The 12,565-nt window shown below is 69.6% G+C and carries 12 protein-coding genes; 5 read left to right on the top strand and 7 right to left on the bottom strand.

What is annotated here, in order from left to right; translation table 11 throughout:
• Positions 1 to 698 precede the first annotated feature (698 nt).
• From glpX to ACFSDF_RS09650, 5 genes are read left to right on the top strand one after another with little or no spacing between them, the layout of a single operon-like run.
• Entirely contained in the window at positions 699 to 1,736 is a 1,038-nt protein-coding gene (gene glpX, locus ACFSDF_RS09670; protein WP_139087654.1) for a class II fructose-bisphosphatase, read from the top strand.
• A 6-nt stretch (positions 1,737 to 1,742) separates the two neighbouring features.
• Complete coding sequence (locus ACFSDF_RS09665) at positions 1,743 to 2,666, top strand: carbohydrate kinase family protein (RefSeq protein WP_167001839.1); 924 nt, start codon at positions 1,743 to 1,745, stop codon at positions 2,664 to 2,666.
• Positions 2,663 to 3,562 (top strand): alpha/beta fold hydrolase, encoded by a 900-nt coding sequence (locus ACFSDF_RS09660; protein WP_377157291.1) that lies wholly within the window; start codon positions 2,663 to 2,665, stop codon positions 3,560 to 3,562. Before ACFSDF_RS09665 ends, ACFSDF_RS09660 begins: the two co-directional genes overlap by 4 nt.
• Positions 3,546 to 4,184 carry a spermidine synthase gene (locus ACFSDF_RS09655; RefSeq protein WP_377157289.1) on the top strand — a complete coding sequence of 213 codons (639 nt, stop codon included), beginning with the start codon at positions 3,546 to 3,548 and terminating at the stop codon, positions 4,182 to 4,184. Before ACFSDF_RS09660 ends, ACFSDF_RS09655 begins: the two co-directional genes overlap by 17 nt.
• A gap of 28 nt (positions 4,185 to 4,212) precedes the next feature.
• The gene (locus tag ACFSDF_RS09650; RefSeq protein ID WP_377157287.1) at positions 4,213 to 5,607 is read left to right on the top strand and encodes a class II fumarate hydratase; all 1,395 of its coding nucleotides are present in this window, start codon (positions 4,213 to 4,215) and stop codon (positions 5,605 to 5,607) included.
• A 19-nt stretch (positions 5,608 to 5,626) separates the two neighbouring features.
• Here the strand turns inward: ACFSDF_RS09650 and ACFSDF_RS09645 are convergent, their stop codons facing one another.
• The 7 genes from ACFSDF_RS09645 to ACFSDF_RS09615 all read right to left on the bottom strand — a co-directional run bounded on the left by ACFSDF_RS09645 (position 5,627) and on the right by ACFSDF_RS09615 (position 12,559).
• Positions 5,627 to 6,007, bottom strand: coding sequence for a hypothetical protein (locus ACFSDF_RS09645; protein ID WP_167001833.1), 381 nt, complete (start codon positions 6,005 to 6,007; stop codon positions 5,627 to 5,629).
• Positions 6,008 to 6,106: 99 nt separating this feature from the next.
• Positions 6,107 to 7,522, bottom strand: a complete 1,416-nt coding sequence (locus tag ACFSDF_RS09640) for a DUF2079 domain-containing protein (RefSeq protein ID WP_167001831.1) — start codon at positions 7,520 to 7,522, stop codon at positions 6,107 to 6,109.
• The gene (locus ACFSDF_RS09635) at positions 7,519 to 8,421 is read right to left on the bottom strand and encodes an alpha/beta hydrolase (protein WP_167001830.1); all 903 of its coding nucleotides are present in this window, start codon (positions 8,419 to 8,421) and stop codon (positions 7,519 to 7,521) included. The genes ACFSDF_RS09640 and ACFSDF_RS09635 overlap by 4 nt, the downstream gene beginning before the upstream one ends.
• A 78-nt stretch (positions 8,422 to 8,499) precedes the next feature.
• Positions 8,500 to 9,210: an aggregation-promoting factor C-terminal-like domain-containing protein gene (locus ACFSDF_RS09630; RefSeq protein WP_167248866.1), complete on the bottom strand. Its 711-nt coding sequence runs from the start codon at positions 9,208 to 9,210 to the stop codon at positions 8,500 to 8,502.
• 162 nt (positions 9,211 to 9,372) lie between these two features.
• Positions 9,373 to 10,614, bottom strand: coding sequence for an ABC transporter ATP-binding protein (locus tag ACFSDF_RS09625; protein WP_167001826.1), 1,242 nt, complete (start codon positions 10,612 to 10,614; stop codon positions 9,373 to 9,375).
• 3 nt (positions 10,615 to 10,617) lie between these two features.
• The gene (locus tag ACFSDF_RS09620) at positions 10,618 to 11,616 is read right to left on the bottom strand and encodes a carbohydrate ABC transporter permease (RefSeq protein ID WP_167248868.1); all 999 of its coding nucleotides are present in this window, start codon (positions 11,614 to 11,616) and stop codon (positions 10,618 to 10,620) included.
• A 1-nt stretch (position 11,617) separates the two neighbouring features.
• Positions 11,618 to 12,559, bottom strand: a complete 942-nt coding sequence (locus ACFSDF_RS09615; protein ID WP_377157283.1) for a carbohydrate ABC transporter permease — start codon at positions 12,557 to 12,559, stop codon at positions 11,618 to 11,620.
• Between the last annotated feature and the right edge of the window lie 6 nt (positions 12,560 to 12,565).

Genomic DNA, 12,565 nt, shown 5'->3' with positions numbered 1-12,565 from the left:
TGGAGCCGAAGGCTCAGCCGCCGCTGGCGACCCCGCCAGCAGTCCTGCAACCAGCGCCAGAGTCACAACCGCGACAACCGCGACGACCAACGACGACCAACGACATCAGGTACAACCTGCCGCATCATTCGCTACCCCGACGGCAGCATCACAGCCGCAAATCTCGCGGGCCGCTACAGTGGAACACCACTCCATCTGCCGGAACGTGACCAACCCGTGATAACCCGAGGCGCCCTTTCCAGACTCGTCGGCACGTTGTGGACCAAACTGCTCCGCGAGCGACGTTCGACTCCTGATGAAGGTCAACTCACCGGAGAGCGAGCGAACGCCCAGACCGCGATCGCGAATGCGGGCCCATGCCGACAAGAGCAGTGACGGCGCGCCACCGTCCGCTCAAGCGCTCCACGGGGACGGTGGCTGCGAAAGACGATCGCGCATGCAGCATTCGCGTGGAACACCCCCGGCCAGGGGATCGTCTTATCGCGTCGACCACGCTCGCTCGCACCAACCTCTCGACGCGACGATCCAGAAGAGAGCACCGACCCGAAGACCCAAGAGTCAATCAGATGGTCGCCCTCCTGACAGCCGCACCGCTGCGCCGCCAGCCAGTGCCGCCAGCGAGCACCGGCGGCAATTGTGGTGCGGTCCGCGAAAATGCCGCCCCCGGCCGCGCGGCGCCCCGGACGTAAGATGCGGCCATGACCGCCAGCGCGCACGGATCGAAGCTGCCAGGCCCACTCACCCCCGCCGCGGAGGCACCCGACCGCAACCTCGCCCTGGACCTCGTCCGGGTCACCGAGGCTGCGGCTATGGCTGCTGGACGCTGGGTCGGGCGGGGAGACAAGAACGGCGCGGACGGTGTCGCGGTGAACGCGATGCGGTCGCTGATCAACACCGTCGGCATGAGCGGCGTCGTCGTCATCGGCGAGGGCGAGAAGGACAACGCGCCGATGCTCTTCAACGGCGAGCAGGTCGGTGACGGCACCGGTCCGGCTGCCGACGTCGCCGTCGACCCGATCGACGGCACCACCCTGACCGCCAAGGGCATGCCCGGCGCCGTGTCCGTGCTCGCGGTCGCGCCTCGTGGGGCGATGTTCGACCCGTCCGCCGTCTTCTACATGGACAAGCTCGCCGTGGGCCCCGAGGCCGCCGACGTCATCGACATCCGCCTCCCGATCTCAGAGAACATCCGGCTGGTCGCCAAGGCCAAGAACCTCTCCGTCTCGTCGGTCACGGTCTGCGTCCTCGACCGACCGCGTCACTCGCAGCTCGTCGACGAGATCCGCGCGACCGGCGCCCGCATCAAGTTCATCTCCGATGGCGACGTCGCGGGCTCGATCTACGCGGCACGCCCTGGCACCGGCGTCGACATCCTCGCCGGCGTCGGCGGCACGCCGGAGGGGATCATCAGCGCCTGCGCGATGAAGGCCCTCGGCGGTGCGATCCAGGGCAAGCTCTGGCCGACCGACGACGAGGAGCGCCAGAAGGCCGTCGACGCCGGGCTCGACGTCGATGCCGTGCTCGGCACGGACGACCTCGTGAAGGGCGACGACTGCTTCTTCGTCGCGACCGGCATCACCGACGGCGAGCTGATGAACGGGGTCCGCTACGGCTCGGGCATCGCCGTCACGGAGTCGCTCGTGATGCGCTCGCGCTCCGGCACGTACCGCAAGATCATCTCCGAGCACCGCATGGAGAAGCTCAGGGCGTACGCCGCGATCGACTACGACGGCTGACACGCGATGCCCGTGCCCACAGCCCGGACGCTGGTCGTCGGCGAGGCGCTGGTCGACCTCACCGAGAGCCCGACGGGCCTCGTCGAGGCACGTCCGGGCGGTTCGCCGCTCAACGTCGCGGTGGGGCTGGCCCGGCTCGACGTGCTCACGACGCTCGCGGCGCAGGTCGGCGACGACGACGAGTACGGCGAGCTGATCCGCGACCACGTCGACGCCTCTGACGTCGACCTCCGCTCGCTCCCGCCTCACCACGGAGACACGTCTCTGGCTCAGGCGCGGCTCGACGCCGACGGTGTGGCCTCGTACCGGTTCGACCTCGCGTGGGACCCGACCGAGATGCCGAGCGCGAGCGACTTCGACCTCGTCCACGTGGGCTCGATCGGCGCGACGCTGCTGCCGGGTGCCGACGCGGTCGGTCGTCTCGTCGACGAGGCGTACGCGGCAGGCGTCGCGGTCTCGTACGACCCGAACGTCCGCCCCGCGATCACCCCGGACCTCACCGACGTACGGCGCCGGGTCGACCGGATCGTCGCCCGCGCGTCGTTCGTGAAGCTGAGCGACGAGGATGCGCGCACGCTGCGTCCGGACCTCGAGCCGTCCGTCTACGCCGACGAGATCGCGGCTTCCGGGCCACGGCTCGTGGTGCTCACCCGTGGCGGTGCCGGGGCTCGGTTGACCAGCGGCGACGTCTGCGTGGAGCTCGCCGCACCGCCGGTCACGGTCGCCGACACGATCGGCGCCGGCGACTCCTTCATGGCGGCGCTGCTCGCGGGCCTCGCCGTCCGCGAGTGGCTCGGACGGCCCTCGTACGACGCCGACGCCCTCACGTGGCTCGGGACGCTCGCGGCCCGCGCGGCAGCGATCACCTGCTCGCGGCCGGGCGCCGATCCCCCGTGGCGGCGGGAGCTGCTGCCTACGATGGAGGCGTGACCGAACGCCTCGCCACCCTCGACAGCGGGATCACCCTCGCGTACGAGACCTTCGGTGACGCTCACGATCCCGCCCTGCTCCTGATCATGGGACTGGGATGCCCGATGAACTGGTGGCGGACCGAGTTCTGCGAGGAGTTGGCGGCCCGGGGATTCCACGTGATCCGGTACGACAACCGTGACACCGGGCGCTCGACGCGTCTCGACGACCGACCGGTGACCCGCCGGCAGGTCGCGGCCACGGCTGCGGGGTCGCGCCGCCACGTGCCGTACACGTTGTCCGACCTCGCGGACGACGCCGTGGGGCTGCTGGACGCGCTCGGCATCGACGCCGCGCACGTCGTCGGTCAGTCGATGGGTGGGATGGTCGCGCAGACGATGGCGATCGAGCACCCGGACCGCGTCCTCTCCCTGACGTCGATCATGTCGACGACGGGCCGCCGCACGGTCGGGTGGCAGCACCCCCGACTCGCCGGCATGCTGCTCGCGACCGGCGGCGTGGGCGAGGACGGCTACGTCCGCCAGTCGATGCGCAGCGCGCGGGCGATCTCGAGCCGCCTCTACGGCCTGCCGCCCGCTGCGGTCGAGGAGCGCGCCCATGAGACGTACGGACGCGGCTGGTCGATCCAGGGCACGATGCGGCACATGCTCGCGGTGTTGACCCAGCCCGACCGCACCCACGTCCTCGGCGACGTCCGTGTGCCGACGCTCGTGATCCACGGGGGCGCCGACCGGATGGTCGACCCGTCAGGGGGCCGCGCGACCGCGGCCGCCGTACCGGGTGCGATGCTCCTGATGGTCCCCGGGATGGGGCACGAGATCCCGGTGGCGCTCGAAGGTCTCTTCGCCACCGCCATCGCCCGCAACGCACGGAGGTCCCATGCACACACGCGGTGACGCGGTCGTCCGGCGACGCGAGGACGGCGCGCTCGAGCTGCGGGTCAACGGCGTGTTCGTCATGGACGACGTCGAGACCACCTCGGAGCGCCTCCTGGCCCGCGCCGCGCTCGCCGGGTGCGCCGACCCCAGGCACGTCGTCGTGGGCGGGCTCGGCATGGGCTTCACGCTCCGCGAGATCCTCACCGACCGCCGCGTCAAGCAGGTCACCGTCGCCGAGCTGGAGTCCGCGATCCCCGCGTTCATGCGCGAGGGCACGCTGCCGGGCGCCGACCTGCTCGAGGACCGCCGGGTCGCCCTGCGCGTCGACGACGTCCAGGCGGTGGTGGCCGCGCTGCCCGAGACGAGCGTCGACGTGATCCTTCTCGACGTCGACAACGGGCCCGACTTCCTCGTTCACGACACCAACGCCGCCGTGTACGAGGCGCCGTTCGTGGCGACCTGCGCGGCGCGCCTGCGCGAGCGCGGCGAGCTGTGCATCTGGTCGATGGACGACTCCGCTCCAGTGCGCGAGGCGCTGACCGCCTCCTTCGCCCACGTGTATGCCGAGCGGGTCCCCGTACGGCTGCAGGGACGCGAAGAGGCGTACTGGCTGCTGCGGGGGCGGGTCCCCCGCCGTTGAGTCCATGCCGTACGGATAATCTCGGCCCATGAGCACTGAGACCGAGTACCGCATCGAGCGCGACACCATGGGCGAGGTCAAGGTGCCCGCCAACGCGCTCTACAAGGCCCAGACGCAGCGCGCCGTCGAGAACTTCCCGATCTCCGGCAGCACTCTGGAGCCGCAGCACATCCGCGCGATCGCGCTGGTGAAGCTGGCCTGCGCCAAGGCGAACGCCGAGCTCGGCGTCATCGACCAGGACGTCGCCGACGCCATCATCGCCGCCGCGCAGGAGGTGGCCGACGGCAAGCACGATGACCAGTTCCCGATCGACGTCTTCCAGACCGGGTCCGGCACGTCGAGCAACATGAACATGAACGAGGTCATCTCGACGCTCGCGACCCGCAGCCTGGGTCGCGACGTTCACCCGAACGACCACGTCAACGCGTCGCAGTCGTCCAACGACACCTTCCCGACGTCGATCCACGTCGCCGCCACCGAGGCCGCGACGAACGACCTGATCCCGGGCCTCGACCACCTCGCGGCCGCGTTCGAGGCGAAGGCCTCGGAGTGGGCCACGATCGTGAAGTCCGGCCGCACGCACCTCATGGACGCGACGCCGGTGACCCTCGGCCAGGAGTTCGCCGGGTACGCGGCGCAGATCCGTCGCGGCATCGAGCGCGTCCGGTCGGCGCTCCCCCGCGTCGCGGAGGTCCCGCTCGGTGGTACGGCGGTCGGCACCGGCATCAACACGCCGGCCGGCTTCCCGCAGCGCGTCATCGCGATCCTCGGCGAGGAGACCGGTCTGCCGCTGACGGAGGCGGTCGATCACTTCGAGGCGCAGGGCGCGCGCGACGGTCTCGTCGAGCTCTCCGGCCAGCTCCGTACGATCGCGGTCAGCCTCATCAAGATCAACAACGACCTGCGGTGGATGGGCTCCGGCCCGCGCACGGGCCTCGGGGAGCTGCAGCTCCCGGACCTGCAGCCGGGCTCGAGCATCATGCCGGGCAAGGTCAACCCGGTCGTCCCCGAGGCCGTGCTCATGGTGTGCTCACAGGTGATCGGCAACGACACCACGATCACGTTCGCCGGTCAGTCGGGTGCCTTCGAGCTCAATGTGCAGATGCCGGTGATGGCGCGGGCGCTGCTCGAGTCGATCCGCCTGCTCGCCAACTCCTCGCGCGTCCTCGCCGACAAGTGCATCGCCGACACGGTCGCCAACGAGGAGCGCTGCGCCGAGCTCGCCGAGTCGTCGCCGTCGATCGTGACGCCGCTCAACAAGTACATCGGCTACGAGAACGCCGCCAAGGTCGCCAAGACGGCGCTCAAGGAGAAGAAGACGATCCGCCAGACGGTGCTCGACATGGGCTTCGTGGACGACGGCAAGGTCACCCTCGAGGAGCTCGACGCGGCGCTCGACGTCTTGTCGATGACGCACCCATGATCTGACTCGTACCGAGGCCTCAGTCCGTGAGGAGCGAGTCGACCTCGGCGGCTTCCCAGCGCAGGGCGTACGCGGGGCCGCGGACCGTGACGCCGCCGGCGAGGTCGACGTGCAGCGCATCGTCCGCGGAGGAGCCGAACGGGTCATCAGCGACGAGCATCCGAGGGATCCCCGTACGCCGGACGGTGATCTCCCGCAGGCCTGGGACCACCAGCAGCTCCGTGCGCTCCCGCCGTACGACACAGACCTGCGCCGGGCCCGACTCGGTCCCGCAGGCGAGGGTCCGCTCGTCGACGCCGAGGTTGGTGCTCCCGATCACCGTCCGTACGACCAGGAGGGCGGCCAGGGTCGCGAACGTGCCGAGGGCAGCGCCGAGCAGGAGGACGAGAGGTCGGGGCATGCCGCACAGTCTGGCGTGCGCGCCGACCCGGGAGGCGCAGAACCCGACCCGGGAGGCGCAGAACCCGACCCGGGAGGCGCAGAACCCGACCCGGCAGCGTCAGGAGATGCGGCGCGCGACCTGGTAGCCGTCGCGGTCGAGGGCGAGCTCCCACTCCGTCCCGGGGTGCTGGACCTCGGCGTACGCGACGGCGTCGGGCGCGGCCTGGCCCCACCCGGCATAGGCGTCGATCACCACCCAGTCAGGCACCGTGTCTCCGACCGTGCCGGTCCAGTAGACCGTCCGCCCCGTCGACAGGTGGGTGATGAGTCCGATGTCCGTCTCGACGCTCGCCCCCTCGGGGACCAGGTCGAGCACCTCCCGCGCGGCGGCGGCACGCGGGCTGGCCTCGTACGTCGCCGCGTCGGCGAGCTTGGCCAGCGGGAACTGCGAGACCAGCGCGAGCGCGACGGCAGCGGCCACTGCCGGGACGTGCGTGGCGTAGCGGCGCATCCAAGCCGGCGCACCGCCCTCGCGCAGCCGCACGATCGCGTCGAGCATCGCCGCGAAGACGATCGGCATGAGCACCAGGCCGTAGTGCCAGTCGGTGCCCCAGTAGTAGGGATTGTCGCCGACGAAGCGCCACAGCAGGGTCGGTCCCGCGACGAGCACCCACGGCGAGCGCAGCGCGAGGAAGCCGGTGACCCCGAAGGTCGCGATCAGCGTGGGCAGCTTGGCGTCCCACCCCGTCCAGAACGTCTCCCACGGACCTGGCCCAGCCTCCTCGCCCGCGCCGATGACGCTGACGTAGTCGTACCCGCCTCCGGGGTTCAACGCCGGGATGATCACGAACAGGGTGAGCAGGAAGCCGCCGAGCCCGGCCAGGGCGGTCGCCAGGCCGATCCTGCGGGCGCCCGACAGCGCGAGGGCGACGCCGACCGCTAGCACGGTGAGGCCGAGGTCCTCCTTGACGAGCAAGAGCGGCAGGGACCACAGCGCCGCGGCTCGCCAGCGCCGTTCGACGTACGCGATGCCGGCGAGCGCGAGGAACAGCGCGGCGAACGCGACCTCATGGAAGTCGACCCACACCGCCGAGGCGATGCCGAACGACAGCCCGTACGCGAGCCCGACGGCGAGACCACCTGCCGTGCCGAGCAGCCGTACGGCGCCGCGCGCGATCACCCAGACCGACAGCGCGACGAGCACCGCCTGGGCGACGAGCAGCGTCCGTCCGTCGGGGAACATCCGGTAGAACGGCGCCACGAGCGCGGTGATCGGCGAGAAGTGGTCGCCCAGGATGTGGTAGCCGGGGCCCTTGATGTCGACGATCGGCGCCTCGAGGCGCGAGTACGCGGCGATCGCCTGCTCGAAGATCGCGTTGTCCCATGACGGCGTCTCGTACCGGCCGAAGCGCAGCAGCGACAACGTCGCGTACGCCCCGCCGCACAGCACGGCGAGCACTGCGGGCCCGACCATGCCGAAGATCCCGGCACGCCTGCGCACGCCGGGGTCGTCGTCAGTCCTCGGGTCGCTCATGCCGTCACGTTATCCGCCGCGGCATGAGCCGCCGCCAGGAACCTCAGCTGGGTCGGGGCCATCCTCCGCCAGTAGCCGACGTCGTGACCGCCACGTTCGAAGTCGCCCGCAGGTCGTGTGTCGAAGCCCTCGACGAAGTCTCGCGTCGCGTCGTAGAACGGGTCACCTCGCCCGCAGTCAACACGCAGACGGGTTCCCGCGAGGCTGCGTTGGCGCTTCATGACGCTCACGCGCGCGAAGTCCGCCGCGTCGTCATACGCACCCGGCGTGGTGTCGTCGTACGAGCGCCACAGTGCCGGCCTCATCACAGCGACCCCGGCGACGCGGCCGCGCCCGAGCGTCCGTGCGAGGTGCAGCGCGCCGAAGCCGCCCATCGACCAACCGGCGAGCCCGATCCGCTCAGTACGCAGCCCGCGGCGCTCCAGGAGCGGCAGCAGCTCGTCGATGACCATCGCGGCGGCGTCGTCGCCGTCGGCTCGGCGATGCCAGTACGACTCGCCTCCGTCGACGCTCGCGAGGGCGAACGGCGCCGCGCCGCCGCGTACCGCCGCGACGAGGAAGCGGTCCAGGCCGAGGTAGCGGCTGCTGAAGGCCGAGGCATGATCGTTGCCGCGGCCGTGGAGGACGACGGTGACAGGAAGGTTCTCGCGGTGCCCCGGTGGCCACGCGATCGCCCATCCGCACGACCGTCCACGGCGTGCCTTCGAAGCGAACGACCCTCCGATGACCTCACCGCCCTCGACGCGGGGTACCTTGCCGTCCGGCCCGTCGAGGACGTCGCGGCCGACCGCGAACGCGCCCGCGCCGGTCGCCGTCACCGCCACCGTGGCGCCGAGCCCGACGAGGAGTCTGCGGCGCGTGATCGGATGCGCCGGCGGACCGGCAGTCGGGAGGGACATACCGACATCGTGGTCCACCGCGGCGAGAGTGTCACCGGAAACACTGACCCGGGGGCGCCAGATACTGACCCGGGTTGGTCAGTACCAGCCGTTGCCTTGCTTGAACGACAGCGCCGAGCACGGCGTGCCGTACGCGTCCTTGATGTAGCCCAGGCCCCACTCGATCTGCGTGGCCGGGTTGGCCTTCCAGTCCTTGCCGGCCGAGGCCATCTTGGACCCGGGCAGCGACTGCGGGATGCCGTACGCGCTGGACGTCGGGTTGTCGGCGTTCCAGCGCCAGTTGCTCTCGCCGACCCACAGGCTGTTGAGGCACGAGAACTGGCGCTGGCCGAACCCGAAGTCGGCGAGCATCGACCTGGCGATCTTGCGGGGATTCTTGGCCTGCATCTTGGCGATCCTGGCCTTCTCGGCCTTGCGCTTCTGTGCCGCCTTGGCGGCCTTCGCGGCCTTCTGCTTCTTGAGCTCTGCGGCCTTCTGCTTCTTGACGTCCGCGGCGGACGGCGTAGGCGCGGGCCGCTCGCCGGAGCGCGAGGTCTGGGGCTCGGCGCGGTCACCGGTCTCGCCGGACGACTCGCCCTTCAGCACCTCGAGGCCGCGGACAGACGCCACCTCGGCCTCGGGTGGAGCCGCCGTGGCTCCGGCGACGGCACCACCGACGAGCGCAAGCGTCGCCAGCGCGGACAGGGTGACCGCGATGCGGGCTCGCGGGGTACGCGCACGAGTCAGAAGACGGCTCGCGAGCGGGGCCCGTGCGGCTTTTCGGCGCGCACGGGTATAGGGGGATGACACGCTATGTCCTCCGGGGGAAAGGAATGGACGCGGATTTACCCAGCGTGCGACGAGATCAAACCGTAATCAACCGGACAACTCGCCTAAACTCCCGCAGATGCGGCCCTGACCTGCGCAAACGGACTTTCCTGAGAATCGCACGGGCGGGCGCGTGGACCCGGCCTACCCCTCGTCGGTCGGCGCCGCGTGCCCGCCCGCCGCGGAGGCAGGACGTGCGGCCCCGGCATCGCCGTCGCCACCGCCCTGCGGCCGCAGCATGAGATTCTCGCCGGTCTCGGGATCGAAGAGGTGGAGCTTCCTCACGTCCATCACGAGCTCGGCATCATCGCCCTCACGAATCCGGGTGGTGGGCTCGAGCGTCACGACGATCTGCTGCTGCATCTTCTCGCCGTCGAGGTCCTTCGCCAGCTCGTCCAGCGTCGTGCGGACCTCCGGCGGTGCCTCGAACGGGATGTAGGCGTACTGCTCGTTGCCCAGCCACTCGACGACGTCCACGCCGGCGGTGAAGCGCACTCCGCCTTCGGGAGCACGCGATGCGGAGGCGTCGGTGAAGTGCTCAGGCCGGATCCCGCCGATGAGCAGCTCGCGACCCTTCGTCGCCTCCGCCATCTCGGGCGGCATCGTGAACGACACGAACGGCAGCTCGAGCTGGTCGCCCTTCGGCCTGGCGGGGAGCATGTTCATCGGCGGCGACCCGATGAAGCCGGCAACGAACAGGTTGACCGGGTTCTCGTAGAGCTCACGCGGCGTCGCGACCTGCTGCAGCACGCCCTTTTTGAGCAGCGCGACCCGGTCGCCGAGCGTCATCGCCTCGGTCTGGTCGTGGGTCACGTAGACGGTCGTCACGCCGAGCTTGCGCTGGAGCCGCGCGATCTCGGTCCGCATCTGGCCGCGCAGCTTCGCGTCGAGGTTCGACAGCGGCTCGTCGAAGAGGAACGCCTGGGCATCGCGGACGATCGCTCGCCCCATCGCGACGCGCTGACGCTGGCCGCCGGACAGGTTCGCTGGCTTGCGTTCGAGGAACTCGGTGAGTTCCAGCGTCTCTGCAGCATCGCGCACCTTCTTGTCGATCTCCTCGTTGGAGCTGCCCTTGTGCAGGCGCAACGGGAAGGCGATGTTCTCGTAGACGTTCAGGTGCGGATAGAGCGCGTAGTTCTGGAACACCATGGCGAGGTTGCGATCGCGCGGCGGGAGGTCGTTGACCCGCTTGCCGTCGATGAGCATGTCACCGGAGGTGATCTCCTCGAGCCCGACGATCATCCGCAGCAGCGTGGACTTGCCGCAGCCGGACGGACCCACGAGGATCACGAACTCGCCATCGGCGATCTCGAGGCTGACGTCGCGCACGGCCGGAGCATTGTCCCCGTACTGCTTGACGATGTTCTTCATCTCGATGGTGGCCATGGGTCAACCCTTCACTGCACCGGACGTGAGGCCGGAGACGATCTTGCGCTGGAACAGGAGGACGATGATGAAGATCGGGACGGTCACGACGACCGAGGCCGCCGCGATCGCCGCGATCGGCTGGTCGAACTGTGACGCGCCGGTGAAGAACGCCAGCGACGCCGGGACGGGGATCGCTCGGGTCGTCGATGTCAGGGATATGCCGAACACGAAGTCGTTCCACGCGAAGAAGAACGTGATGATCGCGGCCGTGAAGACGCCGGGCGCCGCAAGAGGAACGATGACCTTGCGGAAGGCCTGCCACGACGTCGCCCCGTCGACCTGGGCCGCTTGCTCCATCTCCCACGGGATCTCGCGGAAGAACGCCGAGAGGACCCAGATCGACATCGGGAGCGTGAAAGAGAGGTAGGGGATGATCAGGCCGAGCCAGGTGTCGTAGATGCCGATCGCGCGCCACATGTCGAACAACGGGCCGACTAGCGCGACGACCGGGAACATCGCGATCGCCAGAGCCATCGAGAGCACGAACTTCTTGCCCCGGAACCGCAGCCTCGCGATCGCGTACGCGGCGAAGGTCGCCAGGACCACCGAGATCGTCGTCGCGATGACCGAGATGCCAAACGAGTTGATCAGCGCGTGCTGGAACAGGTCGAACTTGAAGACGGTCTCGAAGTTGTCGAACCCCGGGTCGTGCGGCAGGAACCCGCCCTGGTTGACGTCGGCGTTGCCGCCCTTGAGGGACAGCGAGACGAGGTAGACCACCGGAGTCAGCGTGTAGAGCACGATGAGCTCCGCGCCCAGGATCGATCCCCACGAGATCTGCGGGGCCTTCTCACCGAGCAGCAGCCCGACCGCACCGGTGATCACGAAGACGGTGCCGGTGATCAGCCACAGCCACAGGTCGGGCCGCTCGATGAGCCACAGCCCGGCTCCGGCGAAGAGCAACCCGATCAGGATCGCGACCAGCGACCACAGCACGCGGGCCTTGCGACGCGGTGACATGTCAGTCTCCCCTCACCTGGCTCAGGTCCACCCGGAACACCTTCATCAGTCCGAACGCGATGATCAGCACGGAGAGGAACAGCAGCACGGACATGGCCGACCCGAGGCCGAGCTCGACGCGTTGGATCATCGCGTTGTAGACCAGACCCGACGGTGGAGCGGTCCCGTTCGCGAAGCCGGTCATGATGAACGGGCTGTCGAAGATGCGGTAGGCGTCGAGCGCCCGGAAGAGCACGGCGACCATGATCGCGGCGCGCATCGACGGCAGGATCACCTTCCGGAGACGCTGCCACCACGTCGCGCCGTCGACGGTCGCCGCCTCGATCGCGTCGTTCGGGACCTGCGAGAGGCCGGCGAGCAGGAGCAGGGACACGAACGGCGTCGTCTTCCAGATCTCGGCCAGGCAGATGACGAAGATCGACCCCCAGAAGTCGTCGAACATGTTGGTGCCGGGGTCCAGGTGAAGCCACTGGTTGACGAACCCGGTCGTCGGTTGGAACGCGTACAGCCACGCGTACGCCGAGACGACGGTGATGATCCCGTACGGGACGAGGATCGACGCCCGGACGATCCCGCGGGCGACGAGGATGTTGTTCATCACCATCGCGAACCCGAAGCCGATCACCAGCTCGACGGCCACAGTGACGACCATGATGAACACCGCCACTCCTACCGCGCGCCACCATAGCGAGTCCGACAGGACCACTCCATAGTTGGAGATCCCGACGAACTCACGGTTGTCGGGGTCGGTCAGCCGGTAGTTGAACAGCGAGAGATAGAGGGCCCGCAGCATCGGCCACGCGGTCACCAGCAGCATCACCGCGACGGCAGGGCCGGCAAGCTTCCAGCCGAGCCGGTTCTCGGCGCTCTCGGGCGTACGGGTCTTCGTCCGCCGCTCCGTGGCTGCGTGTTTCGGCTCGTCGGTCGTGGTCGCCATCGTCATCGCCTC

It is taken from the genome of Mumia zhuanghuii (genome assembly GCF_042681565.1).
GTDB lineage: Bacteria > Actinomycetota > Actinomycetes > Propionibacteriales > Nocardioidaceae > Mumia.
This window is presented reverse-complemented; position numbering and strand designations above follow the sequence as displayed.